Source organism: Phenylobacterium conjunctum (genome assembly GCF_042679085.1).
Taxonomy (GTDB): Bacteria; Pseudomonadota; Alphaproteobacteria; order Caulobacterales; family Caulobacteraceae; genus Phenylobacterium; species Phenylobacterium conjunctum.
The window spans coordinates 41140-66047 of record NZ_JBHTLQ010000017.1; the positions used below are offsets into that span (position 1 = coordinate 41140).

Here is a 24908-nt window from a genome sequence, read left to right on the forward strand (position 1 = left end):
TTCATTTGGCTTCGGCTGAAGCTTGAGGATGACCCTCCTCAACCCCACCGCCCGACGACAACTCTTGGCCAATGGCGAGGCGCAGGCCGCGGTTCGCGGTGGTTCCGATGAATTGGACCTCCACCCGGTCGTGAAGCTCTTCACCCCCGACGCTGGCGCGACCTGGCTCCTCACCGAGCTCGACCCTGATGACCCGGACCTGGCCTTTGGCCTCTGCGACCTTGGCCTGGGCTCCCCTGAGCTCGGCCATGTCAGCCTAGGTGAGCTCGCCCGGTTACGGGGCAAGATGGGGCTTCCTGTCGAACGCGACCTGCATTGGAAGGCTACGGCGCCCCTCTCCGTCTACGCGGCCCGCGCCCGCAAGCTCGGCTACATCCAGACCTAACCCCCATGTCGGCAGCCAAGGCCCTCGCCCCCTTCCTGCGGACCGCAGAACAGCGCCAACAACCACCCAGGCCGCCACCTAAGGGCAGTTATGATTGAACCCCTGCCGCCGCGGCTCCGCGCTCGGCTCAATGCGAACTACCTCCTCCAGATGACCCTTGGGCGGTTCGATCACCTGGTCGACCTCTACCCCTTCGTCAGGATCTCCCTGACCGGGGCGCCGGGCTTCTGGCTCCTCTCAGAGGCTGACCCAGGGGACCCGGACTTCTTCTTCGGCCTCAGCGCCAAGAACCACCGACCTCAACTTGGCTGGCTTCGTCTCACGGGCATGGAACGCTACGCCCAACGTCGCGGCCTGGGTTTAGAGCGGGACCTGACCTTTGCGCCCACCATGAGCCTCGGGGCTTATTTTGAGCAGGCCCGCTCTGGGGGCCAGGCGCTCGGGCCGGGCCAAGCTCGATGACCTTCCTCATCACCGAGCCTGCGCTGAAGGAGTACCGGGCTCGGGCCGCAATTTCTCGTCGCCACGCCAGAAGCTTCCTCACCACCACAGGAGCTTGGCTTGTTCGATCTCACCTACACCGACCGCCTCCCCCTCGTGCCCGAGGCCATTCTGCGCCAGCACAAGGTTCATGAGCCCCACGACACCCGCTTCCGCGCCGCCGCCCGTCTGCTGCAGGCCCTGTGGCGAGACCGCCGCGACATCCCCATGGGCTTCTACGTCAACGGCAAGGGCCGCAAGACGGCTCTGGGCAGCCGCCTCAGCGCCTTCGCCGCGGCCGCTGGGGCCAACTTCCTCAGCCCCGAACTTCAGCGACTGACCCGCCGCGAACTGGCCTATCGCGAGCCTGGGGCCATGATCGATGAGCACCGCGTCTGGTCGAACATGCTGTCCTCCATGCCGCTCACCTTCAATCTGTTCGGGGGACTGAAGCTCAACCGGGACCTGGCGCACGCGGTCTGCCGCACCCTGTGGCCGGAGCTTGTCCAGGACATCTGCCATATCCAGTTCGAGCACTCCCCGGGCCGGGGCGACCGCACCTTCACCGATGACGGCACGGCCTTCGACGTGCTGCTGTCCTGTCGGGACGCGCAAGGCGCCAAGACCTTCGTGGCCATCGAGGTGAAGTACTCTGAAGCCATGGTCGAGCCCGCGGCCCGTGGGCGTCCGCGCTATGAGGAGCTCTCTGAGACCTGCGGCCTCTACCACGATCCCGCCGACCCAACCCTGCGGACCAGCCCCTACCAGCAGCTGTGGCGCGAACACATGCTGGCCGAGCAGCTCATCTCCTCCGGGCTCTACGATCGCGGCGTCTTCGTCTGCCTGGCGCCGCGGCTCAACCACCAAGTCCAGCAGGCCTGCGTCGGCTACGCCCAAAAGCTCTTTGAACGCGACGGGGCCTGCGGGTTTGACGCCCTTGCCCTCGAAGAGATGATCGGCACGATCCGCGAGGCCGGAGCCGAGGACTTCGCCGCGGCGCTTCATGAGCGCTACAGCGACTTCACCCCCGTCCACGCGCTGATCTGAGGGGACCATGAGGGTCATTCCAGCAGCCCGGGGCCGGATCGCCCAGGACGCGCTCTTAGGCGCGCTCTATAGCCTCCTGGAGGCGGCGGCCGCTCAAGCTTCGTCGGCGTCCTCCCTTCAGGACATGGAGGCCATTGCCGAGCTCTGCGCCGACAGCGCCAAGGCCGCCGCGGTCATCGCGATCATCGGGCGGCGGAGCCTTGCTCCAGCTCCTAGCTAGGGAGGCCCTCCTCCGCCACACAGGGCGACACCGCTCGTTGGTGTCGCCCTCCCTTGCAAAGCCGCCGCGGGCGGCGAAGTTCTTCATTGAAGGAACCGAGGTTGCCAAGAACATCACCTACCAGGTCTACGCGCACCGACATGCACGATGGGTTGCGCGAGAGGGCGGTCCACTTCGGCGTGGAGAGCCTGGACGAAGTCGAGGCCCTGGCCTTGCTCCTAGGCCGCTCCATCGACCGCGGAGCCAAGACCTGGGCTGAGGTCCTCCTTCGTCGGTGGTCCAACCTCGAGAGTGTCCTCGCAGCGGACGTCGAAGACCTCGCCCCCATCGTCGGGCGCCAAGCCGCTGTCGATCTAAAGCTCCTTCGTGACATCAACCGCAGGATCGCCTTTGGGGCGCTAAAGCGCAGCGAAGTCCTGTCCAGCTCCGAGGCCCTACGCCGCTATCTGTGCGCCAGGCTCGCCGATCATCCGCGCGAGCAGTTTCGGGTGCTGTTCCTCAACAAGCGCAACCAGCTCATCCGCGACGAGCTGATGGCCGAAGGCACCGTGGATCACGCGCCGGTCTATCCTCGGGAGGTGGTGCGTCGCGCCCTGCAGCTTAGCGCCTCGGCCCTGGTCCTGGTCCACAACCATCCAAGCGGCGATCCGACACCGTCGGCCGCCGACGTGGCCATGACCAAGGAGGTGATCCAGGCCGGCACGGCGCTCAAGGTCACCGTCCACGACCACGTGATTGTGGGGGCGGGGCAAGTCGCAAGTATGCGCAGTTTGGGCCTGATCTAGGTCCAAACGTCACGTAGCAACCCGCGCCAAGATCACACGCCTACGGCTTGAGGAGCTCGAAGCCTGGCACGCCCAGGGCCTTGGCGAACCTTTCGATGTTGTCGACAGAGACGTTGTACTCGCCCCGCTCAACGCCGCCGACATAGGTCCGGTGGACCCCGCATTCGTCGGCGAAGGCGTCCTGGCTCAGGCCCTTGGCCTTGCGCAGCTGGCGGACATTCGCCGCCAGAACCCTCCGCAACTCTGAAGCACCCGCCTCGACCATTTTGGCACGATGAAGGGGGTGATGACTTTGACGCGACAGTCTATAGCTAGCATTTTTACAGCTTGGAGATGAGTGTGCCCGACGAACCAACACCACCCGAGGCGGAGAAGCCGGCGAAGTCCTGGCTGGAGGCGAATACCAAAGCCATAAGCATGCTTGGGAGCGCGTGCATCATCACCGGCTGGGGTTTCATCCACCGGATGCACGACGCCCCCAGCCCGCCTGCGATCGAGCAACAAGCTCCACCCCGCCAAACTGTGTCCGCGCCGCTTCAGATCGCCAATGGCGACGCCGTCATCCCACAGGATGAAATCGCCGCCCTCTACGGCGCGCCAAACCCCGCCACAGTCTCAGCCGTCCTGCAAAAGGCCCGCGAGTTCTGCAACGCGACCGGCACAGATGAGAAACCCCTGAACGCGGACGTGCTCGCCGAGATGGCCAATGGCGAGATCGCGGCCTTTGACGCGGTGCGCAAACGCGGCGTCGCCCTCACAGAGGCCGACAAGGCCTGCTACCGGGACGCCAACATCATGGCCTACCAAAACGTCGAGAACACGACGTACATCGAGGACGCTTCCGGCAACACGGCGGACGCCCAATGAGCCCCCTCAGACCAAAGGGTGCTCGTACGGGTCTGATCGTCGCCTCGACCGTAGCTGGGTTCCTGATCGCTCAGTCGCCAGCCTGGGCGCGCGTGGACCTGCCAGACTGTGACGCGATCCAGAACCAACAGGCGGTGGCGCGGCAGAGCTGGGGGCCAGATGGGGCGCCCTTTGGGACGCCTTACGCCTCTTGGACCGCCAGCGATTTCGCAGATCTCGCTGGTCGGGTCGCAGATTGCGGCGGCGACGCCGCCTATGTGCGCTGGCAGGCCACGCTGCATGCCCAGCACTACACCCGGGAGGACCTCACAACGGCCCCTCCCCTCCCGCCGCCATCGCCGCAAGCGCTCGCCCCGGAGCCAGTTGCTCAGGCTCCAGTCGCGCCGTCGTTAGATTCCGCCTCCGACATCATGGCCGCCGCCGCGCCTTCGCGCGAAGCCACAGAAAGCATTGGAATGTCGCAAGAAGACTTCAGCCTCCTCTTCTTCTCGCTCGGGGTCTTGATCGGCATGGCGATCTATATGATCCCAACGATCGTCGCCTTTTGGCGCAAGCACGCCTACGCCTGGGTCATCGCAGGCGTGAACCTGTTTGGCGGGTGGACCGGGGCCGGCTGGATTGTCGCCTTCGTCTGGGCGGTCTGGCCGACGGAAAAGGCGCTTATCGATCCGCTCATCGGCAACGTCACCGGCGTGGGCGTCCGCAATGCGGGAGACGCGGTTGGCGCGGCCCAATACGGCGTTGACCGCGGCCGCACGGTTGAAGCTGCGACAGCCCCCGCCCCTGAGGATCGCCTGGCCATCCTCGAGCGCCTCGCCCGGCTGCGCGATCAAGGCGCCCTGTCGGAGGAGGAGTTCCAGGCTGAGAAAACTCGACTGGGCTAGGGCGCGTCCGGGGGCAGGTCGGGGTCGGCGCGAGGATCCTCGACCAAGCCTTCGGTGATCAGCCAGTCGAGTTCATCCTCGGCCCTTAGCAGGTCGGCTTCGGGATCCGGCCGCCACAGCCGCAACTCGATCTCCGGCCCGTACCAGTACGGAGACTGCTCTTCAGGCGGCGGCTCCGCGAAGGAGACTTTGGAGGCTCGGGCAGACCCATAGAGCGACGCCCCGCCGAGCCTCGCCTCGATGGTCTTGAGCTTACGGCGCCCCCAAGCCTCAATGTTCGCAAGGCGCTGTCGGTCGTCCTCAGGGAGCCCCTCAAGGTGAGCCAAGACAGCCTCTAGACGCGTGCGTTCAGCCAGTTGGTCGGCGATGAGGGCGACGAACCGCCCACGACGGTCTTCGCGTTTCTGATAGGCGGCGAGCCGCTGGCGCCTAGCCTCCGCGATCGCAGCAGCCCGCGCCTGTTCTTCAGCCTTGCGTCGCCGCTCGATCTTGTAGGCGGCATGACCTGCCAGCCCCACCACCACGCTCTCCAGGGCGTCTACGAAGGTGTAGCCCCGGCGCTGGGAGAAGGTGCGGCGAAGCCCCGACCAATCGTTTTCCTGGATGATGAAGGCCAGACGACCTGAAGGGCTGAGGTCCCAGGTCGGCCAGGGCTGGCTGTCTCCGCCCCAACGATCTCGTTCGGTCTTGCGCCTCTGCTCCTGCGGCGTCGGGGTGTGGGGCGTCTTGTGGGGGATCTCGTCGATCTTGAAGGCGATCGTCTCACCCTCCACAACCAGATGTGCGGCCTCATCGCCGGGCTCGAGTCGCCAACCTCGGGAAGCGCCAGCTGCGAGAAGCTTCTCCAAGAATTCCAGAGCAATGGGGGCAGATGTTCGTGCGATGGCCATTCGCACCGCGGCGCGCCCCCGCACGCTCACGAAGCCGTCGCTGTCCTCGCGGCCCTTCTCGAGGGCCCGCTGCGTCGGCAGGAGCGCCTTGGCTATATCGGGTCGGGAGGCGCTCACGCTCGTCGGGCTCGAGCGCTCGGATACCTCTTGGACAGAGGTCTCACCCTTGGTCACCTCCTGCGCCTGGCTTGGCTGTGCGGCAGGCGCCTGCAGCGCCTTTGCCTGCTGCATCGCTGCGGCGACCGCGGCCGGCAGGGTGGGCCCATCTGCAAACCTGACGACATCGAGGTGAGGGCCTGAAGCTGGCCTAAGCTTTGGCCTCGGAAAGACCATGCCCGCCCGAACCTTAGCCCAGTAGCCTCGCCCGGGCGTCGGAATCTCGAAGCGGTCGCAGACCTTTCGCAGTCCGACGTCCGACAAGCCGTACTGGGGCGCCAACTCGCTGAGTGGCCGGGTCCAGACAGCGTCAAACAGATCCTTTCGCGAGAGCGTGACCATGGCGAGCTCCTGGTGGCGGCGCAGTCCACCTAGGCGAAGAGCCTGGCGGCTAGCCGTGGCCCATATCCAGTTCGCGGCAATGTGGCCTTGATCGGGCGCAGGCCTGGCCGAACCTGACCTTGAAGGCGCGATGCCGGGCTCCCAATGGTCTCAACGTAGTGGCCCTTCGCCGGCATGTTGAGCAACGACCGCCACCTCGCATGCCCGATCCACGGCCCATCCACCGCTGCCTTCACGTGCCAGCACCTCGCCGCACCCTTCGCGGGCCGCCCCCTAGGTATCAATTCCGCGCATAGCGGACCTCGGCCGGACGCTTGGTGCAATGAATGTGAGACGCGCGCACAGCAGTGGCGTGGATGGCATGGCGAGGCCGCCCAGCTCCTCGGCGTCACATGCGTTTGTGGCAGTTGCTACGATGAGATACGCGCACGTCACCGACGAGCGCCTTAGATTGCATCCTGCTAGTCGCCATCGAAGTTTGAGCATGGTGCCCGGCCCACTCCCAGCCACCGATCCGGGGTCGCACACTGAATTGAGACCCCTACGTTGGGTCGGGACGCCTCCTAACGAGCTCCGCGCTGAGATATTGCGTGCGGTCAGGCTGGACCAGGCTGAAGAGTTTCACCGATCTCGGCAGAGTCATAGCCAAGCAAGCACGCTTTCAATCCAGTGTGCGTTCTGGCTCGTGGGCCTTGGAATCGCGATCTCCAACATCCGCCTGGGTGCCTAAGCTGGCAATGAAGGGCAGGCAGAAGCCGGGAATGCAACGCGGGTTAGCGTCAGACAGACTTATAATTATTTGTATTTATTCATGTATTACGCCCACCCAAGCCATTGCATAGAATGACAGATTGCCAAGGGTTCCATCTGAAGATGTAAGGGCCTCTGGAGTTGCGCCTTATGCAGGGCGACGCCGAGCCTTTGCGGACACAGCATGAACATCGAAACTCACCCTCGTTACCGCGCTTTGGATGACAACTTCGAAGAAACTTCGCTGACAGACGAAATAAAACTGCACGTGATATATGCCGCGTTGGAGTTCCCCCCAGTCTCCGGGTCACACATCGATCATCCCGGATATCATATTGACCGGTTCGCTTACGCCGTCGAACTCTCTGATGACGACCATCTGCGCAATCTTGCCTATGCGAATACCCGCAAGCTTGCGTTTCGGCACGTTTGTACTGAAATCGAAAGTCACGCTGAGAAGCACCTTCACAAGCTATTGAAGCTAGAGGCTTACGAATTCGCCCGAGGCCTTGAAATCACCTCGCCCGACGCAGCGGCGATCATCCATGGCTGGCGTCCAAATCCGCTCATTGCGGAATTCGCCCGCGCCTACTCCCCGTTCGATGATCGCGCCGAAGACCTCTACCGGACGACGAAGCTGCTCGACTCGGCAGTCCAGGCGGACAGGTTGCCGGCCAAGCAACCGCTTGCAGATTGGGTTCGTATCGCGCGCAGCCACGGCGTCCGGGTTACCCAAGAACTCCAGCATGCGACAGGCTCAACTGACGGCATCCCAGAAGATGTGCTGCAGGGACGGTCCCGGCAGGAACGTGAGCTCCGCAGCGCTGAAAAGAAGGTGATGTACTATAAGGAGCGGCTCGACGCCGCCAATGCGAAGTTGGCCAGCTTCAGCAACCGTGACCAGGACGTCGCAGACGCCACTGCGGTGGTCATTTTCGACGAGCTCAACAGCGCCCGCGGCAAGGAGTTGTCGATTAGGGACGTGCAGAAGCTGCTTCTCGATCGAGGCGTCGAAATTTCTCACAACACCTGGCGCAACCAACTGCAGCGTGGCCGCGCATATCTTGAACGGATGCAAAATAAATCTTCGTCAGACATGCAATAGAGGCCCTGGAAAACCCCTAGGGTATGGGTGGGGGCACGGCGCGCAGCCTGAAAAACCCTCTGAACAGCACAAGACCTACGTACAACCGTGGAGCATTAGCTGGGTTAATTGATCGCCCTCATCAATCTGAGGACGAACATGCTTCTAACCCAAACTCATGCCCAACATGGCTCCAACGATGACGGCCCCGAGGTCCGGCCCGACATCGTCAACTCCTCCACGCCTCCGGTGGCGGTCGCAGCGCCGACGACGACAAACAATCCGGCAGCCCTCTGCTCTACGCCCGCGTCCGACCTGGGTAGCGGCCTCCACGACACCCACGAACTGGGCTTCGCTGACCAGATCGCTCAGGCGTCTAACTCGGCGACCGAAGGTGTCTCCATTGAGGTCGACGAGCAGGGCAACGCGGTCCTCGACGAGGTTCTGACGTCCGATGGCGTGGTGCCGATTGTCCGCAATGGTATCGACCCGGTCCCCAGCGGCGCGAGCTTCCGTCTGATCCCCGCGAAGATCGACGAGCTGGAGGCGATCGAGGATCTTGGGGCTCTGGCCGTCGCGCTGAATTTGAACATGGTCCGCGGCGATACTCCCCGCGCGCTTGCCCTGCTCAACAAGGTGAAGGACCTGAACCCCGCGGGCATGGCTGCCTTCGCGTGGGGCATCGGCCCGCTGCTCCCGCCCCCTACCCCTAAGCCTAAGGTCCGTTCGAAGTCGAAGCCGCGTCATGCGCGCCAGCGCGTCACGTTTCCCAACCTCTTCGCGGCGATCGATGACAACGCCCACCGTGAAGCCGGCACGGGCGAGGTCACCCCGCCGAACTCCATGGCCATGGAGGTCAAGCGCGGCGAGCCCGCTGATCGCGCCGAAGTCCATGCGGACGCCACCGATGCTGAGGGCTCCAACAATGCCTAAGCGCGATCCTGGGACCGAAGAACGCAATCGCCTCCGCAACCTCCCGGGCGAGGACGGCGAAATCTGGCGCGGCGTCTACGGCCGCGATGAAGCCGATTGGCTCGAGGCCCTGACGTGGGAAGAGGATGAGGCCCAGCGCCAACGTCCGCACATCATCTTGAAGAAGTACAACGGGTCCCGCGGCAAGCCGAACCGCAAGGCCACCCAAAACGCCCGCGAGATTGTGACGCCTCCGGCCGAGAAGAAGGAGGGCAATTAGTGGCTCCGCAAGTGCAACGCCAGGCGAACCCCTTCCAGCGGGCGGCTCCGCCGCCCGCGCATTTTATCAACGAGCGCGACTTTGCGGCCATCTACGCGGCCGCGGAGTTCGCGTCCAAGTTCAACCTCGTCCTTGATGGCCACGTGACGATCCTCTGGGACCGCCTGGCCGATGCGCGCGCCTCGTCGCCTCAGGCTGAGCTGACGGCGTTCCTGAAGTGTTTGCGGGCCTGGTACGCCCATTGGGGCATCTCGCCCGCCTGGATCTACTCGCATGAGACCGGCCATAAGGTTGGGCCGCACACGCACTTTGCCATTGCTGTGCCCGTGATGGACTCCCCTTGGGCGCTCCCCTATCGCAGCAAATTCAAGGTGTGGGCGAGCCGCTACTGCATGCACCGGACCGGCCGCAAAGTGCCCGGCGCGTTGCGTGTCCGCTTGCCGAACAAGCCGACCCCCTGGCTGCACTGGTTGAACACCCACTACCTGCTGAAGGGCTATGATCCGGCAGCCATTGTCCAGGCCGCCGAGCTAGCGCCTGACCGCCGCGCCGTGAGGCTCGGCGATCTGATCGCATTCCCTTGGCGCGATCCTGGTCCGCGGATGTTCCGCAATCGGGTGGGCGTGTCCCACGCCTTGGGTCCGGGCCAGCGCAAGGTTGGCATTCCGGCGGGTCTTTACGATCCCGCGAACTATGCCTCGGTTGTCGATCCGTTTGGGCTCACTTCGGTTCTTCGTCCGCAACCGCCCTTCCTGTCCCGATATGATCAAGGCCTCCGGGACGTCCGAATGCTCTATCCAGTCGACTTTCTGGACCGAGTCCGTCCTCCTCTGACCGCCATCAATGCCCCGGCTGACCTCGACTTCGCGGACATGACCGCGGGGCTCGACGTCTAGAAGCGCCCTCACCCGCAACTTCCGACCGCACCCACCGAAGCCCACCCATGCGTCGTCTCCAGACCAAGACTGGCACGGTCCACCTGCGCCGCACAGGCCGCCGGAATTGCCGCGCCCTTATCGGTACGTGCGGCCGGCCTACCTGTCCTTCGCTGTCGCACGGTCGGGAGGCGGCTGCGGGTGGGGGCTGGACGACGACGGTCCGATGACCCGCCCGGAACCTCGACTGATCACGGCGAAGGAGGCCGCAGCCTATTTCAGCCTGCCGGTGAAGACCTTCGAACGCCTGCGACTGGGCCGGGTCTGCTTCGGGGCGCGGGTTCTCTATGACCGCTACGCCCTGGATGCTCACCTTGACGAGATTTCCGGCCTTTCCAAACCGTCCCGACTTGCCGTCATCGAGGCCAATGATGCCGAAGCCGCCCTTGACCGCTTCCACCATGGTCTCCGTCATGCTGCCGGGCGTTCATAGGGTCCGGAAACGCCGGGCGAATGGCGGGGTGGCCGAGTACTGGTATGCTTGGCGCGGTGGCCCGCAAATCCTGAAGGCCCAGGCCAATAGCGACGTCCTGCTTGCACGCGAGGTGGCGCGGGCGACACCGAAGGCGATCCAGGCCTATGAGGTCGAGAGGAAGCCCCGCGGCGACCAAAACTACCTCTACGGGCTGATTACGCGCTACCTGGTGACCATGGCAGAGGACGACACTCTCGCCGCCCGGACGAAGGCCGACCGTCGCAAACACCTGGACCGCGCCCGCAGCGACTTGGGCCAGATGGAACTACGGGCGCTTGAGAGCCGCCGCGCCCGGGCCACTCTCATTGAATGGCGCGACCGCTACAAGGCGACGCCCAAGACGGCCGACGAGCTCCTTGGCGCTGTCTCGACCGTCTTGAAGTGGGCGCATGACCGGGGCGAACTGGCGACCAATCCGGTCGAGGACTTTCCGCGGCTGTACAAATCGAACCGCGCAGAGGTGATCTGGGAAGATCACCACCTGGAGATCCTGCTGCAGAACTCAGAGCCGGAATTCCAGTTTGCAGTCCGTCTGGCGGCGCTCAGCGGCCTGCGGGAAGGCGACCTAATTGAGCTGCCCTGGAGTGCGGTCGGCACAGACTCGATCGTCTGGCAGACCAACAAAAGCCGTCGCCGCCGGACCATCGTCATCCCGATGACCAAACCCTTGCAGAAGCTGCTGGCCGAAATCCCAAAGCACGCGACAACTGTACTGGCGTCTAGCCGCAAGCGCCCCTGGAAGCAGGCTGGGCTTGCGGCCGCTCTCCGTCGCGCCCGCCTCGACGCGCTTGAGGCCGCGCGCAAGGCTCAAAACGACCCTCAGGCGGAAAGCGGGATAGAGGGCCTGCGCTTCCACGATCTTCGCGGCACCGCGGCCACCAACTACCTGCTCGCGGGGCTTGAGATCGCCGACGTCGCGCTCATCCTGGGATGGAAACCCGAGCGCGTCCGCGAGATCGCAGCCCGCTACATCAGCGCCGAGGCGATGGGTCGGGCGATGGTGAAGCGCATGGGGAAGAACGCCCCGAAAACAAAAGCTGTAAACCGCCTTGTAAACCGCACGCAGGCGGCTCCTCGTCGAGCGACAAATTCCTGAGGGAATTCCTTGGCTGGGGAACTAGGACTCGAACCTAGAATGACGGTACCAAAAACCGCAGTGTTACCATTACACCATTCCCCAGCAGGAACGGCGTCGGGCCGGGGCCCGCGCGAGGCGGTGTGATTAGCGCAATGAATCCGCGGATGCAACGCCCCTCGGGGGCGTTTTCCCACAGGAAAAGCGCGGACGCCGTGACGGGGCTTTCGTCCGTCCTCAAAGGATTGTCGCAAACCGGCGAAGAGGTCGCCTTGGTCGCTTGCAGCGGCGAAATCCGTCCTCTATAAGCCCCCTCCTCAAGTCGGAGTGTGGCTCAGTCTGGTAGAGCACCGCGTTCGGGACGCGGGGGTCGCAGGTTCAAATCCTGCCACTCCGACCAATTCCTCCCGCAAAATTCCAGCTTCCAGAACGACGGGCGAATCCCGGCCGTGATCGATGTCGCCGGGTGGCGTTCAGGCGTCGGGCGCGGGCTCGGCGTAGCTGCTGCGCACGAGGCGCACGAAGGCCGCCCGGATCCGGTCCCAGTCCTGGCCGGACTGCAGGGCCACCCCGGAAAAGCCGCCCATAGCGCTGGAGGCCAGGACCAGCTGCTGGGCCGCGGCGATGAGCACCGCGTTGAGGGCCGGAGCGTCCACCCCCGCCGGCGCGACGAGGTCGCCGCGGGCGCGAGCCATCCACTGCAGCATCGCCGCACCCCGGGCGCGACTGAGCCTGGCGACCAGGGGCGAGGCGTCGGAGATCTCCCAGGCGGCGATCCTCTGGACCAGCACGTCATCGCGGAAGCTGTCGAGGAACCGCAGCAGCAGGTGCTCGGCGAAGGCGGCGTAGGTGGGAGCCGCCACGGCAGGCCCCGCATCCAGGCTGGCCTCCAGCCGCAGGGCGAGTTCGGCGCCCATGGCGTCGACCAGGCCCTCCAGCCCACCGAAGTAGCGATAGATCAACTGCTTGTCGCAGCCCGCCTGGCGGGCCACGGCGTTGACGCCGAACCCCTGGAAGCCGGTCTGGGCCAGGACGTCGCGGGCCGCGGCCAGGATGGTGGCCTCAGTGCGCGCCCGATCGCGCAGTCTGGGATTGGCGTCGTCGCTCACCGTCCCTTCCTCGCACGCCGCCCGCGCGCCTGTCCACACGATGTCACCGCTTGGTGAGAAAAAGGCTTGCGGAGGCGACGACGCTGCTCTAGTCCTAATGTCACCGCTTGGTGATATCCAAGGAGCCAACATGACCGACGCCCGCTACGGGGCCCTGGACCCCACCCGTATCGCCCCTCGATCCCGCGCCCTGGGCGCAGCGACCATCGTCCTGGCGATCGGGTTCAACCTGCCCTACGCCGGGCTCGCCGCCAGCTTCGACTATCCCCAGGTCTTGCGCCGCCCCGCGCACGACGCCCTGGCGATGTTTCTGGCCGCCGGCCCGCAGCTGATCCTGCTCTGGTATGGCTTCTTCGCCTGCGCCCTGGCCTTGACCCTGCTGGCGCCTGGCCTCGCCGTCACTCCAGCCCGGCTGGCGGCCCGGCCGGCCCTGGCGCTGGGGGCGGCCTTGACGGGCGCCCTGGCGGGCCTCGCCCAGGCCATCGGGTTGTCGCGCTGGGTGTTCGCCGTGCCAGACCTCGCCCGCGATGGCTCCCCCGCCGCAGCCCGCGACTTCCAGCTGTTGAACGCCTGGGGCGGGGTCGCCATCGGGGAGCATGTCGGCCAGCTCCTGACCGCCGCCTTCGTGCTGCAGGTGGCGCTGATGCAGCGCACCGAAGCGGGCTCACGGCTGACCGCCGTCACCGGTCTCTGCACCGCTGGCCTTCTGGCGCTCGGCGCCGGTGAAGGCGTGGCCCTGGCCCTGGGCCGGGACGACGCGACGCTCGCCCTGGTCACGGTCGCCGGCTTCATGGCTCTGACCCTGTGGCTGATCGCGACCGGCGTGGGTCTGCTGCGCGCGGGGCCTGCGCGGACTTAAGCGCCTTGGAACGGTCAAGCTCTGGGGGCGTTGTGGCGGGAACCTGACACTGACGGAGCCTCCCCCTATGTCGCGCAACATCCTGATCAGCCTGGGCCTTGTCGGCGCCCTGTCGCTGGGCGCCTGCACCACGGTCGATCCCTATACCGGCCAGACGGTGGCCTCGAACACCCGCACGGGCGCCCTGGCCGGCGCGGCGGGCGGCGCGCTGCTGGGCTACTTGACCAACACCAACAAGGGCGAGGAAGGCCGCACCAACGCCCTGATCGGGGCCGGCGTCGGCGCCCTGGCCGGCGCGGCCGTCGGCAACTACATGGACCGCCAACAGGCCGACCTGCGCCGGTCGCTGGCCGGCACCGGCGTGACGGTGGAGCGCCAGGGCGACAACATCGTCCTCAACATGCCCTCGGACATCACCTTCGCGGTCGACCAGTCCGACATCCAGAGCCGGTTCTTCGGCCCGCTGGACGGAGTCGCCTCGGTGCTGAACCAGTACCCGCAGACCACCATCGACATCATCGGCCACGCCGATGCCACCGGCCCGGACGACTATAACCAGGCCCTGTCGGAGCGCCGGGCCGCCTCGGTCGCGGACTATCTGGTGCGGCGCGGGGTGATGTCGGGGCGGCTGTATGTGGCCGGTCGCGGCGAGAGCGACCCCATCGCCTCCAACGCCACCGACGCCGGCCGGGCCCAGAACCGGCGGGTCGAGGTGGTGGTGCGGCCGTTCCGGGGCTGACCGCCCAGCGGGCTCCGGCGAATTCTTCAACCCCCAGCGGTTGCAGGCTCTTCATCTAGGCGAAACGAGACCCGATATAGTTGGGTCTCGACCTTCCCTCCCCGCATGGGATTCGCATGAAGCAGTTCCTCGTCACCATGGCCGGCGTCTTCGCGGGTCTCGTGCTGTTCCTGGTGGGGGTGCCCTTCCTGCTGATCGTGATGGCGGCGGGCGCGGCCAAGCCGGAGCCCACCCCCGCCCATGCGGTCCTGAACCTGGACCTGCGTGATCCGCTGACGGACCAGGACCCGAACAACCCGTTCGCGGCCCTGGGCCGGCGGTCCATGTCGGTGATGAGCGTCGTCCAGACCCTGCGCAAGGCGGAGGAGGACGGCCGGGTGGCCGGGGTGCTGATCCGCCTGCCGGAGGGTGGGTTGGAGCCCGCCTCGGCCGACGAATTGCGCTTGGCGATCAAGCACTTCCGCGCGTCCGGCAAGCCGGTGATCGCCCACAGCCAGGGGCTCTATCCCTCGGGCATGATCACCTCGACCTACATGCTGGGCGCGTCCGCCGACGAACTGTGGATGCAGCCGGGCGCCTCGTTCCAAGTGACGGGCCTCGCCAACGAGGACGTTTTCTTCAAGCGCTTCTTTGAGAAGTACGGGATCGTGCCGCAGTACGAGCAGCGCTACGAGTACAAGAACGCGGTCAATCCCTACCTGCACGACGACTACACCGCGGCCCACAAGGAGAGCGAGGTCTCCTGGCTGGGCTCGATCTATCGCACCGCCGTGGCCACCGCCGCCGTCGACCGCAAGCGCACCGCCCCGGGCCTGGCCCAGGCCCTGGAGGCCGGCCCCTATCTGGCCGAGGAAGCCCTGAAGATCGGCCTGATCGACAAGGTCGGCCAGGTGAAGGAGGCCCAGACCGCGATCCTGAAGTCGGCGGGCTCCCGCGCCAAGCTGGTGGAGTTTGAGGACTATATGCGGTCCAACCGCGAGGTCGGCGCCGGCTCCGGGCCGGTGGTCGCCGTGGTCGAGGCCGAAGGTCCCATCGTCACCGGCCGGGACGGCACGGCCAATCCCTTCGCCGGCGGCTCGACCGTCTATTCCGACGACGTCTCCGAGGCGATCTACGCCGCCGCCGAGTCCAAGGACGTCAAGGCCATCGTCTTCCGGGTGAACTCGCCCGGCGGCTCTGACACGGCCTCCGAACAGATCCTGGCCGCCGTGCGCGCGGCCAAGGCGGCGGGCAAGCCGGTGGTGGTGTCCATGGGGACCTATGCGGCCTCCGGCGGCTACTGGATCTCGTCCCAGGCCTCGGCCATCGTCGCCGAGCCCACCACCCTCACCGGCTCTATCGGCGTCTATGGCGGCAAGTTCGACCTTGGCCCCGCCCTCGCCCGCTTCGGCGTCGACGTGCGCCAGACCACGGTCGGCGGCGACTATGCCGGCGCCTTTGGCATGGGCCGGGAGTTCTCGGCCGCGGACCGCGCCGCCTTCTCCCGCTGGATGGACCAGATCTACGCCAACTTCATCACCCGCGTCGCCGAAGGCCGACGCCTGCCGGAGGCTCGGGTGCGCGAGATCGCCAAGGGCCGGGTCTGGACCGGCGCCCAGGCGCGCCAGCTGGGCCTCGTCGACGAGATCGGCGGCTTCTACCAGGCCGTGGACAAGGCCAAGGCCCTGGCCAACATCCAGGGCGACGTCCGGCTGCGCCGCATGACCCCGCAAAGCTCACCCTTCGAGGCCTTTGAGAAGGCCCTGGGCGTCTCGGCCACATCGGCCCGGACCCTGGCGGCGGCGGCCTGGGTGCTCGGCGATCCGCGGGCCCAAGGCCTGCTGGACGAGATGGCGGCGACCCGGATGAGCGGTGCGGGGGCCACCGTGCTCGCGCCCCGAACGGTCCACTAGTCGGGGTCAGCGGGGGCTACGACGCCCCTCCGGCGCCTGGAAGGTCACCTCGCGGCGACCGAAGTCCAGGATGACCTTGTCGAACTGACGCAGCACGTCGACGCCGATGAGGATCGCCGGGCGGTCCTCGAGCTGCCAGAGCTTGAAGATGTGCAGGTCGGCGAACACCGCCACCAGCCGCTGGATTTTGAGGCTGCCCAGGCGCAGGGCCGGCAGGATGGCGAACTCCCCCATCGCCGTCTGGCCCGTGGCGCTGATCAGAGGCGTCTGGACGAAGCGCTCGGCCAACTCCGGGCGCATCTGCAGCACCGCCTTCTTGAGCGCCAGATTGCCGACGCTGATCTGAGCGCCGGAGTCCAGGAAGGCCGACACCGGCGCGCCCGCCACATCGGCGCCGACGATCACCAACTGGCCGAAGCGATAGCGGGCCGGCACGCTGACGATCTGCGGGCCACGATCCCCCAGGCGGGTGTCGTCGCCACGGCCCATGGCCGCGCCCTTGTTCGAGGTGGCGATCTCGAAGCGGTTGTTGCGGAAGTCCAGGCTGACCCGGCGATTGCGCAGGGCGTCCACGCCCAGCAGGCCATCCGCCCCCAACTTCGAGGCCGGCAGGGCCGGCGCCTCAACCCCATAGGCGAAGGAGCCGCCGACCTGGAGCCGGGCCAGGCGGAACATCGGGGCGGGCTCCACGCCGGCGATGCCGTGCACAGGCAGGCTGCCCTGTGGCGTCAGACCCAGGTTCGCGGCCAGCTCCTGGCTGACGACGGTGCGGTTAGCGCCCGTGTCGACGACAAACTGGAACGGCCCGCGCCCCTGCACCGTCACCGGCACGGTCATGCGCCGCGCCGCGTCGAAGGCGGTCTCCAGCAGGGTGGGCGCTTCAGCGGGCGGGGCCTGCGCAGGCGTGGTCAGGTTCACCGTGACCAGGCGGCGCTCCGCCACAGGCGCGCAGGCGGCCAGGCCCAACCCGGCAAGTCCCTGCGCCAACAGGTCTCTACGCCCCAACATGCCTCGCTCCCCGCTTTCGGGTCAGCCTAGGCCGCGCGCGGCGCAACGCAAACGGCCTTCGCGTCTCCGGCGGTCTGGACGCTAGGCCCCAAAAGAAAAGGGGCGGCGGATTGCTCCGCCGCCCCCGATCTCAAGTCTCGTTTCCGAGGCTTAGAAGTCGGCGGTCACGCCCACGAAGAAGTAGCGACCCAGCGAGTCGTACATCTGCGGGAAGGTGTTGCCGTTGCAGGAGCCCGACGGGCAGTTCGACTGACCGGTCAGCGGCGGATCCTTATCCAGCACGTTGTTCACGCCCAGACGGAAGGAGTAGTTGTCCATCACGTTGAACGTGGCCAGCAGGTCCAGATAGGACCGGGCGTCCAGCTTGGTTTCGGTCTTCGGCGCGGTGGCCGGGCTCTCGTGGTCCACCTTGGAGAAGTAGCGCCATTGAGCCGACAGCTTCAGGTCCGCCGGGAACGGGGTGGCCCATTCCACGCGGAACTTGTGACGCCATTCCGGGTTCGGGGTGGTCGAGCCGCCCAGGCCCAGGCAGATCGAACCGAACACGCCGGCGCAATCGACCTTCGGGCCGCCCGGCAGGGACTGGGTCTCGAGCTTGTCGAGCCAGGTGCCGGTGAACTGGGTGGTGACCGAGCCCATGCCTTCCAGGCCGAGGTCGTCGAGGTTGAAGCGATAGTTCGCCGCAACGTCGATACCGCGGGTGCGGAGCGAGCCGGTGTTCAGGGTGGTGTCGACGACGTAGCCGTTTTGCGACAGCCAGATCGAACCGTTCGAGTCGCGCTTCACGAGACCGCAGAAGTAAGCGTCGAGGTTGTTGACGCAGTTCTTGATGATCGTGTCGGCGCCGATGCCCGAGATGTAGTCCTCAACCTTGATGTCGAACCAGTCGAGCGAGAAGTTCGAGCCCGGCAGGAAGGACGGCTGAGCCACGAAGCCCACGGTCACGGTGTCCGAGGTTTCCGGGTTCAGGTTCGGGTTACCGCCGGTCAGGCCGTAGTACTGGGCCGCCGGGTTCTTTTCGATGGCCAGAACTTGAGCGGTCGTCAGGTTGAAGGCCTTGGCGCACTGGGCGACCAGGGCGTTGCCAGCGGTCAGGCCGGCGCACGGGTCGGTCGTGCCGTCCAGGACGACGTTTTGCGGACCGTACAGTTCAACCACGTTCGGGGCGCGGACCGAGCGCTGATAGGCGGCGCGCAGACGCAGGCCGTCGATCGGTTCCCAGTCACCACCAGCCTTATAGGTGTTGGTCTGCTTGCCGTAGGAGTAGTCCGAGTAGCGGTAGGCGAACTCGGCGGTCAGCGACTTGATCAGCGGCTTGTCTTGAGCCAGCGGAACGCGGGCTTCGCCGAAGATTTCGTACACGTCGAAGCCGGCGTCGATCGGCGGAGAAGCGCCACCGGCGCCGCTCAGCAGACCAGCCTGGGACAGGTAGTCCGACTTGAAGTCGATGTGTTCACGGCGATATTCCGCGCCGAACGACACGCCCACGCCATCATCCGCGAACGGCGACTTGATGCCGTACGGGGTCAGGTCACCACCGACGTTGGCCGAAACCACGCGCTCGGAAGCGTTACCGAACACGTAGGACGGCACTTGCAGGTAGTTCAGGGCAGCCTGGGTGACTTGGCCTTCCTGGAAGATGTTGTAGGGGACGCAGGCCTTGTCGGTGCCGGTGATCGCCGAGACGCAGACGATCTTGCCGGTGGCGTCACGACGCGCTTGCAGGGCGTTCGCGATCCGCGGCGACATGAAATAGTTCTGAGCCGACGAGTCATACTTCGTGGCGCTGTATTCCATGTAGGCGTCGTAGGTCCAGTTGTCGGCCAGGTTGCCCTGCATGCCGACCACGTAGCGGTACGACTGGTGACGGAATTCCGACTGACGGCCGCCGCCTTCAACGTTCCGCTTGGCGACCAGGACGCGTTGGACCGCGGTGGTGCCGGCGTTGGCGCCGCAGAGCTGGGTCTGCTGGGTCGCCGTCATGAAGGGGTTGTCGCAGTTGATGTCGAAGCCCGACTCGGTCGGGGTCGCGCCACCGCCGGCGAAGATGCCGCCAGGAGCGATCTGGGCGACCGAGCGGTCGTCCATGAACATGACTTGCGAGTAGACTTCAGCCCAGTCGGCCACTTGGTAGTGGGCGAAGGCGCCGAGCATGTAGCGCTCGTCCGGACGCTGGAAGTAGTTGGTCGGACCGAAGTTATAGACGTCGGTGGCCGCCACGCGCGGACGGAAGGTGTTGCCCGAAACCGTGAAGGAGCCGAAGCGGGCCGGAGAGGCCGTGCCGGAGCCGCCGCACGAGAAGGCGTTGCCCGAGTTCAGGGTGCAGACCGAGTAGTCGCGGTCGCCCTGCATGACCTTGTTGATCGAGCGGAACGAAGCGTAAGCGGTGATGTTGCCCTTACCGTCCGGCGAGTTCACGCCCATGGTCAGGGTGACTTCGGCGCCGTCGCCGTCGCGGACGTTGTCCTTCGGCAGAGCGAACTGCGACGGGTCGTTGGCGGTCTTCGCCTTGGCCTTGATCATGGCCTGCAGCGAGTCGTCGTGGTTGTTGTGCTGGTAGGTGGACCACTGGGCGTTGATCGAAACGCCTTCGAAGTCCTTCTTCATGATGAAGTTCACCACGCCGGCGACGGCGTCAGCGCCGTACACGGCCGAGGCGCCGCCGGTCAGCACGTCAACGCGCTCGACCATCGAAGACGGGATGAAGTTCAGGTCAACGGCGGGCGAGGTCGCGGAGGACGGGTTGCCCGGGCCGACGCGGCGGCCGTCGATCAGCACCAGGGTGCGCGAGGCGCCCAGGCCGCGCAGGTTCACCGTGGCGGTGCCGTTCGAGCCGTTGGAGATGCCCGAGCCCTGAGCCGCGAAGGCCTGGGGCAGGGAGTTGATCATGTCTTCGACCCGGGTCACGCCCTGGGCCTTGATGTCGGCCGCGCCGATGGCGGTCACCGGGCTGACGCTGGTCAGGTTCGGCGTCGGAATACGCGAACCGGTGACCACGATTTCCTGGACTTCGGTTTCGTCAGCAGCGAAGGCCGGGGTCACGGCCAGCGCCGCGAAAGCCGCGCCGCAGATCATCGAGGAGGCCAGCAGGCGCTCTCGCATGGAATTGGTTTTCAAGATCTAGATCCTCCAGCGGCCCGTCCGTCTTTGACAACGAAACGAGGCGCTCCCCACAACAAGGTTCGGTCCCAGGCTCGGGAACCGAGGCTGGTTACGTCGGAGTTACGAGCGTTACGAGGTAGGGGTCAACGACCATTAAGAAGCGGCAATGTTAAGGGCGCCAACCTGTCGCATTCTGGTCACAGATTTCGGCTCGGGACGCAATCGACGCACGAATTGACCCGCTTTAAGGGGCCTGAGCCGGGCGACGGCCACCGACTCCGACCGGGCTGACACAAACCCGCCGCAAGCCAGACAATAGGTTGCGCGATGGCGCCAGGGCCGCGCGGAGGGGTTCTGCGGGTGGATTCGCCCCCGGCCCCTATCGCCTTCGACAGCCGCGCCCTATCAATGACGCACACCCCCAGCATGGGATTCCAGATGCAGACCGCACCTCGCCGCCAGCCCCTCGCCGCCCGGCCCTTCGGCGTCGCCGCCGCCGGGGTCGCCGTGGGCCTCCTCGCCCTCAGCCCCGCCCAGGCCGCCCCGCCCAAGCCCAGCCGCGCCGCGGTGCTGCAGGGCCTGCTGGATTGCCGGACCAAGACTGACAACGCCGAGCGCCTGGCCTGCTACGACGCCGCCGCCTCGGCGATGGACCAGGCCGAGACCAAGGGCGACATCGTCGTCGTCGACCGCGCTCAGGCCCGCGAGGTCCGCCGCCAGGCCTTCGGCTTCCAGATGCCGTCCCTGACCATCTTCGACCGTGGTGAGAAGCCCGAACAGATCGACGAGGTCATGGGCGTGATCGCCCGGGCCAGCACCAACGCCACCGGCCGCTGGGTCCTGCGTCTGGAGGACGGGGCGGTGTGGCGCCAGATCGACGGCGATCCGCCGAACCGCGATCCGAAGCCGGGCATGCCGGTGAAGATCAAGGCCGCTGCCATGGGCAGCTTCCTGCTCAGCGTTGACGGCCAGCGCTCGTTCCGCGCTCACCGGGACGACTGAGGTCTTCAGCGGTCCTTCGGGTCGATCGCGTCCCGAAGGCCGTCGCCGATGAAGTTGAAGCACATCAGGGTCACCACCATGGTGACCGACGGGAAGACCAGCAGCCACCAGGCCAGCTCCATGTCCTGGGCGCCCCCGGCGATCAGGGTGCCCAGCGACGCCATGGGCGGCTGCACCCCCAGGCCCAGGAAGCTGAGGAAGCTCTCGGCCAGGATCACGGCCGGGATCGTCAGGGTCACATAGACCACCACGGGGCCTAGCAGGTTGGGCACGATGTGGCGGGCGATGATCGCCCCTTGGGTCAGGCCGGCGGCGCGGGCCGCCTCCACGAACTCCTTGTTCTTCAGGGTCAGGGTCTGGCCCCGCACGATGCGGCTCATGGTCAGCCACTCGACGGCGCCGATGGCCACGAAGATCAGGAAGATGTTCGACCCGAAGGTCACGGTCAGCAGGATCACGAAGAAGATGAAGGGCAGCGAGTAGAGCACGTCGACCACGCGCATCATCACCTCGTCCACCGCCCCGCCCACGAAGCCGGCCACCGCGCCCCAGGCCACGCCGATCAGCAGCGACACCGAGGTCGCCACGAATCCGATGGCCAGCGACACCCGCAAGCCCATCAACAGCCGGGCCAGCAGGTCGCGGCCCAGGGCGTCGGCGCCCAGCAGGTGTCCGGCGGTCAAGGGCGGCGCCCAGACATCGGCCTTGTTCACCGCGTCATAGCGGAACGGCGTCAGATAGGGCCCGACGGCGGCCAGGACGAACAGAAGGCCCAGCAGGACCATGCCGGCCACGGCGGCGCGGTTGCGGGTCAGGCGCCGCAGGGCGTCGTCCCACAGGCTACGGCCGCGAACGGCGGCCTCCAGGGTCTGGGCGTTGCGATGGGCGTCGGGGGTGGCGATCATGACAGGCGCACCCGCGGGTCCAGCAGGGCGTAGAGCAGGTCGGCCACGAGGTTCAGAAGCAGGATCAGGGCGGCGTAGAAGATCACCATGCCCATCACCACCGTGTAGTCCCGCTGCAGGGCGCTGATGACGAAGAACTTGCCCAGGCCCGGCAGGTTGAAGATCTGCTCCACCACCAGCGAGCCGGTGATCAGGGCCGCGCAGGCCGGCCCCAGATAGCTGACCAGGGGCAGGATGGCGGCGCGCAGGGCGTGGCGGAAGACGATGCGATGGGTCGGCAGGCCCTTGGCGCGAGCGGTGCGCACATAGTTGGAATGCAGCACCTCGATCATGCCGGCCCGGGTCAGACGCGAGATGATGGCCACCTGCGGCAGGGCCAGGACCGCCACCGGCAGGATCAGATTCTGCAGCGCCCCGCCGTTCCAGCCGCCATTGGGCAACAGCTCCAGCGTCGAGCCGAACAGCAGCACCAAAAGCGGCGCGGTCACAAAGGTGGGCACGCAGACCCCCAGGATCGCCACCCCCATTACGCCCACGTCCAGCCAGCCGTTCTGGCGCAGGGCGGCCAACACGCCGAGGGTGACGCCGATGCTCCCGCCCAGAACCAGGGCCGACAGGCCGATGGTCAGACTGGGCCGGTAGTTGTCCTTCAGGATCTGGACGACGGTCTTGTCCTTGTAGCGCAGCGAAGGACCGAAATCCCCGCGCACCACCCCGGACAGGTAGGCCACGTACTGCTCCGACAACGGCCGATCCATGCCGTACTTGGCCATGACGTTGCGCTCGATCTCCGGAGAGAGCTTGCGGTCCATGTCAAAGGGGCTGCCGGGCGCGGCGCGCATCATGAAGAAGGCGACCGTGATCACCAGGAACAGGGTCGGGATGGCCACGAACAGACGCCGGCCTATGAAACGCAGCATGCTGGAGGAACGCCCGCCAAAGCGGCCCTGAACGTAAGGCCGGTCATTGCGAAACTTCCATCGCCCCCCGATGATGTCAACGAAGGGTCCAACCTCAGTCAGAGCCGATTTCAGATGAGCGATTTTCGATACGTCACCGACCAGCTTTCCGTCAGCCCGCAGATCGGGCTCGACGATCTGGCCCGCGCCGCGGCGCTGGGCTTCAAGATGGTGATCAACAATCGCCCTGACGGCGAGGAGCCCGGCCAGCCCACCAGCGCCGAGATCGAGGCCGCCGCCAAGGCCGCCGGCCTGGCCTACGCCCACGTCCCCGTGCGGGGCGGCCCCACCCAGGACCAGGTGGAGGCCGAGCGGGAGATCCTCGCCTCCGCGCCCGGGCCGGTGCTGGCCTTCTGCCGCTCCGGAACGCGCTCCATCGTCACCTGGTCCATCGGACAGGCCCTGGCCGGCGAACGGCCCCGGGACGAACTGGTCGCCCTGGGCGCCCAGGCCGGCTACGACCTGTCAGGTGTGCTTGGGGTCTAAGGGTGGCTGACGGCGATGGGCACGCGCACCGCGCCCATGGCCACCGGCTCGGACTGGCAGCTCGCCACGGCGAACACCATCTGAGCCGCCAAGAGACACAGGAAGGCGAAGGCGGCCCGCTGGAGCCGTTTTGAAACAAAAATCGCCGCGTCCGCCATGTTGGTCCCCCTGAAACACTGGTTCTGGGGCTTCCAAGGCAAGTTGGGCGCCGCACGAGGAAACGCCGCAATGATCCCTTATGTCCGCGATCTGAAATTCGACTACGGCGCCTGCGACCAGGTCTCGCCGCTGATCCGCCGGGTGGTGGCCAACAATCCCGGCCCCTTCACCTATCTGGGCACCGGCACCTACATCGTGGGCCGAGGCGAGGTGGCGGTGATCGATCCCGGCCCGGACATGGACGATCACCTCGACGCGATCCTGAAAGCCGTCGAGGGCGAAAAGGTCACCCACATCCTGGTCACCCACCACCACTCCGACCATTCGCCCCTGGCCAAGCCTCTGCAGGAAAGGACCGGCGCGCCGATCTATGGCTGCGCGGTGGGATCGCGGGCATCGGAATCGACCGTGGTCACCGAGGCCGGCTCCGACCTGGGCTTCACTCCTGACGTCAGCCTGTGCGGCGGCGGCCAGGTGCTGACCGGTCCCGGCTGGACCCTGGAGGCCGTGGCGACGCCCGGCCACACCTCCAACCACATCTGTTTCGCCCTGAAGGAAGAGAACGCCTTCTTCTCCGGCGACCACATCATGGGCTGGTCCACCACCGTGGTCTCACCGCCGGACGGCGACATGACCGCCTACATGGAAAGCCTCGAGCTGGTGAAGTCCAAGGGCTACGACATCCTGTGGCCGACCCACGGGCCGCCGGTCACCGAGGTCACCCCCTTTATCGACGCCTATATGGCTCACCGCCGCGCCCGCGAGGCCCAGGTGCTGGGGGCCCTGGCTGGCGGTCAGACCCGGATCAAGGAGATGGTGCCCGGCCTCTATGTCGGCACCGACCCGCGCCTGTTCCCGGCCGCCGCCCGTTCGGTGCTTGGCCACATGATTGACCTGGTCCGCCGCGGCAAGGTCGTCACCGACGGCGAGCCCCACCTCGACAGCGACTACCGTCTGGCGGGCTGATCTACCCGCATTCCGTCCTCCGGACCTGGTCAAGGTTGAAGCGTCCTTCTCCCCTTGTGGGAGAAGGTGGCCCTGCGGAGCAGGGTCGGATGAGGGGTCTCTCAAACCTCTCCAGGGCGGCGCGACCCCTCATCCGTCAGCTTCGCTGACACCTT

At 66.4% G+C, this 24908-nt stretch carries 26 protein-coding genes and 2 tRNA genes; 19 read left to right on the forward strand and 9 right to left on the reverse strand.

Annotated features, from left to right (window positions below; all coding sequences use genetic code 11):
* Positions 1 to 28: 28 nt before the first annotated feature.
* The 4 genes from ACFQ27_RS09475 (at position 29) to radC (ending at position 2917) form a co-directional block, all read left to right on the forward strand.
* Entirely contained in the window at positions 29 to 385 is a 357-nt protein-coding gene (locus ACFQ27_RS09475; RefSeq protein WP_449305007.1) for a DUF2958 domain-containing protein, read from the forward strand.
* A gap of 90 nt (positions 386 to 475) precedes the next feature.
* Positions 476 to 847 (forward strand): DUF2958 domain-containing protein, encoded by a 372-nt coding sequence (locus tag ACFQ27_RS09480; protein ID WP_377353419.1) that lies wholly within the window; start codon positions 476 to 478, stop codon positions 845 to 847.
* A gap of 99 nt (positions 848 to 946) precedes the next feature.
* Positions 947 to 1912 (forward strand): PGN_0703 family putative restriction endonuclease, encoded by a 966-nt coding sequence (locus tag ACFQ27_RS09485; RefSeq protein WP_377353420.1) that lies wholly within the window; start codon positions 947 to 949, stop codon positions 1910 to 1912.
* Positions 1913 to 2272: 360 nt separating this feature from the next.
* Positions 2273 to 2917, forward strand: coding sequence for a RadC family protein (gene radC / locus ACFQ27_RS09490; RefSeq protein ID WP_377353421.1), 645 nt, complete (start codon positions 2273 to 2275; stop codon positions 2915 to 2917).
* Positions 2918 to 2957: 40 nt separating this feature from the next.
* On the opposite strand, the gene ACFQ27_RS09495 is transcribed toward radC, so the two are convergent.
* Entirely contained in the window at positions 2958 to 3158 is a 201-nt protein-coding gene (locus tag ACFQ27_RS09495) for a helix-turn-helix domain-containing protein (RefSeq protein WP_377353422.1), read from the reverse strand.
* Between the two features lie 98 nt (positions 3159 to 3256).
* Between ACFQ27_RS09495 and ACFQ27_RS09500 the strand changes: the two genes are divergently transcribed.
* The gene (locus ACFQ27_RS09500; RefSeq protein WP_377353423.1) at positions 3257 to 3784 is read left to right on the forward strand and encodes a hypothetical protein; all 528 of its coding nucleotides are present in this window, start codon (positions 3257 to 3259) and stop codon (positions 3782 to 3784) included.
* Positions 3785 to 3876: 92 nt separating this feature from the next.
* Complete coding sequence (locus tag ACFQ27_RS09505) at positions 3877 to 4668, forward strand: superinfection immunity protein (RefSeq protein ID WP_377353424.1); 792 nt, start codon at positions 3877 to 3879, stop codon at positions 4666 to 4668.
* Here the strand turns inward: ACFQ27_RS09505 and ACFQ27_RS09510 are convergent.
* A complete protein-coding gene (locus ACFQ27_RS09510) occupies positions 4665 to 6056 on the reverse strand; it encodes a hypothetical protein (RefSeq protein ID WP_377353425.1) in 1392 nt (463 codons plus the stop codon). The two genes, ACFQ27_RS09505 and ACFQ27_RS09510, sit on opposite strands and share 4 nt — an antisense overlap.
* Before the next feature lie 934 nt (positions 6057 to 6990).
* On the opposite strand from ACFQ27_RS09510, the gene ACFQ27_RS09515 reads away from it, so the two are divergent.
* The 6 genes from ACFQ27_RS09515 (at position 6991) to ACFQ27_RS09540 (ending at position 11588) form a co-directional block, all read left to right on the forward strand.
* Positions 6991 to 7911: a hypothetical protein gene (locus ACFQ27_RS09515; protein WP_377353426.1), complete on the forward strand. Its 921-nt coding sequence runs from the start codon at positions 6991 to 6993 to the stop codon at positions 7909 to 7911.
* Positions 7912 to 8019: 108 nt separating this feature from the next.
* Positions 8020 to 8823 carry a hypothetical protein gene (locus tag ACFQ27_RS09520; RefSeq protein WP_377353427.1) on the forward strand — a complete coding sequence of 268 codons (804 nt, stop codon included), beginning with the start codon at positions 8020 to 8022 and terminating at the stop codon, positions 8821 to 8823.
* Positions 8816 to 9082, forward strand: a complete 267-nt coding sequence (locus ACFQ27_RS09525; protein ID WP_377353428.1) for a hypothetical protein — start codon at positions 8816 to 8818, stop codon at positions 9080 to 9082. The genes ACFQ27_RS09520 and ACFQ27_RS09525 overlap by 8 nt, the downstream gene beginning before the upstream one ends.
* Positions 9082 to 9978: a hypothetical protein gene (locus ACFQ27_RS09530; protein WP_377353429.1), complete on the forward strand. Its 897-nt coding sequence runs from the start codon at positions 9082 to 9084 to the stop codon at positions 9976 to 9978. The genes ACFQ27_RS09525 and ACFQ27_RS09530 overlap by 1 nt, the downstream gene beginning before the upstream one ends.
* A gap of 205 nt (positions 9979 to 10183) precedes the next feature.
* Positions 10184 to 10450, forward strand: a complete 267-nt coding sequence (locus ACFQ27_RS09535; RefSeq protein ID WP_377353430.1) for a hypothetical protein — start codon at positions 10184 to 10186, stop codon at positions 10448 to 10450.
* Entirely contained in the window at positions 10404 to 11588 is a 1185-nt protein-coding gene (locus ACFQ27_RS09540) for a tyrosine-type recombinase/integrase (protein WP_377353431.1), read from the forward strand. The genes ACFQ27_RS09535 and ACFQ27_RS09540 overlap by 47 nt, the downstream gene beginning before the upstream one ends.
* A 10-nt stretch (positions 11589 to 11598) precedes the next feature.
* Here the strand turns inward: ACFQ27_RS09540 and ACFQ27_RS09545 are convergent.
* Positions 11599 to 11672, reverse strand: a tRNA-Gln gene (locus ACFQ27_RS09545).
* 218 nt (positions 11673 to 11890) lie between these two features.
* Here ACFQ27_RS09545 and ACFQ27_RS09550 point away from each other — a divergent pair.
* Positions 11891 to 11967: transfer RNA gene (locus tag ACFQ27_RS09550), tRNA-Pro, on the forward strand.
* A gap of 73 nt (positions 11968 to 12040) precedes the next feature.
* On the opposite strand, the gene ACFQ27_RS09555 is transcribed toward ACFQ27_RS09550, so the two are convergent.
* A complete protein-coding gene (locus ACFQ27_RS09555; protein ID WP_377353432.1) occupies positions 12041 to 12676 on the reverse strand; it encodes a TetR/AcrR family transcriptional regulator in 636 nt (211 codons plus the stop codon).
* 130 nt (positions 12677 to 12806) lie between these two features.
* Between ACFQ27_RS09555 and ACFQ27_RS09560 the strand changes: the two genes are divergently transcribed.
* From ACFQ27_RS09560 to sppA, 3 genes are all read left to right on the forward strand, one after another.
* Entirely contained in the window at positions 12807 to 13535 is a 729-nt protein-coding gene (locus ACFQ27_RS09560; protein ID WP_377353433.1) for a DUF4386 family protein, read from the forward strand.
* A gap of 67 nt (positions 13536 to 13602) precedes the next feature.
* Positions 13603 to 14274 carry an OmpA family protein gene (locus tag ACFQ27_RS09565; protein WP_374348412.1) on the forward strand — a complete coding sequence of 224 codons (672 nt, stop codon included), beginning with the start codon at positions 13603 to 13605 and terminating at the stop codon, positions 14272 to 14274.
* Positions 14275 to 14390: 116 nt separating this feature from the next.
* Positions 14391 to 16166, forward strand: a complete 1776-nt coding sequence (sppA, locus tag ACFQ27_RS09570; RefSeq protein ID WP_377353434.1) for a signal peptide peptidase SppA — start codon at positions 14391 to 14393, stop codon at positions 16164 to 16166.
* Between the two features lie 6 nt (positions 16167 to 16172).
* Here sppA and ACFQ27_RS09575 read toward each other — a convergent pair whose 3' ends face one another.
* Together ACFQ27_RS09575 and ACFQ27_RS09580 are read right to left on the reverse strand one after the other, a co-directional pair.
* A complete protein-coding gene (locus ACFQ27_RS09575; RefSeq protein ID WP_374348408.1) occupies positions 16173 to 17174 on the reverse strand; it encodes a retroviral-like aspartic protease family protein in 1002 nt (333 codons plus the stop codon).
* A gap of 150 nt (positions 17175 to 17324) precedes the next feature.
* On the reverse strand, positions 17325 to 20291 hold the full coding sequence (locus tag ACFQ27_RS09580) for a TonB-dependent receptor plug domain-containing protein (protein ID WP_374348406.1): 2967 nt from the start codon (positions 20289 to 20291) through the stop codon (positions 17325 to 17327).
* Positions 20292 to 20714: 423 nt separating this feature from the next.
* On the opposite strand from ACFQ27_RS09580, the gene ACFQ27_RS09585 reads away from it, so the two are divergent.
* The gene (locus ACFQ27_RS09585) at positions 20715 to 21278 is read left to right on the forward strand and encodes a hypothetical protein (protein WP_374348404.1); all 564 of its coding nucleotides are present in this window, start codon (positions 20715 to 20717) and stop codon (positions 21276 to 21278) included.
* Positions 21279 to 21283: 5 nt separating this feature from the next.
* On the opposite strand, the gene ACFQ27_RS09590 is transcribed toward ACFQ27_RS09585, so the two are convergent.
* On the reverse strand, positions 21284 to 22183 hold the full coding sequence (locus tag ACFQ27_RS09590; RefSeq protein ID WP_377353435.1) for an ABC transporter permease: 900 nt from the start codon (positions 22181 to 22183) through the stop codon (positions 21284 to 21286).
* Positions 22180 to 23103 (reverse strand): oligopeptide ABC transporter permease OppB, encoded by a 924-nt coding sequence (gene oppB, locus ACFQ27_RS09595; protein ID WP_374348400.1) that lies wholly within the window; start codon positions 23101 to 23103, stop codon positions 22180 to 22182. The genes ACFQ27_RS09590 and oppB overlap by 4 nt, the downstream gene beginning before the upstream one ends.
* A gap of 114 nt (positions 23104 to 23217) precedes the next feature.
* Between oppB and ACFQ27_RS09600 the strand changes: the two genes are divergently transcribed.
* Complete coding sequence (locus ACFQ27_RS09600; protein WP_374348397.1) at positions 23218 to 23628, forward strand: TIGR01244 family sulfur transferase; 411 nt, start codon at positions 23218 to 23220, stop codon at positions 23626 to 23628.
* On the opposite strand, the gene ACFQ27_RS09605 is transcribed toward ACFQ27_RS09600, so the two are convergent.
* The gene (locus ACFQ27_RS09605) at positions 23625 to 23786 is read right to left on the reverse strand and encodes a hypothetical protein (protein WP_374348395.1); all 162 of its coding nucleotides are present in this window, start codon (positions 23784 to 23786) and stop codon (positions 23625 to 23627) included. The two genes, ACFQ27_RS09600 and ACFQ27_RS09605, sit on opposite strands and share 4 nt — an antisense overlap.
* 70 nt (positions 23787 to 23856) lie before the next feature.
* Between ACFQ27_RS09605 and ACFQ27_RS09610 the strand changes: the two genes are divergently transcribed.
* Positions 23857 to 24753 carry an MBL fold metallo-hydrolase gene (locus tag ACFQ27_RS09610; RefSeq protein ID WP_377353436.1) on the forward strand — a complete coding sequence of 299 codons (897 nt, stop codon included), beginning with the start codon at positions 23857 to 23859 and terminating at the stop codon, positions 24751 to 24753.
* Positions 24754 to 24908: the final 155 nt, after the last annotated feature.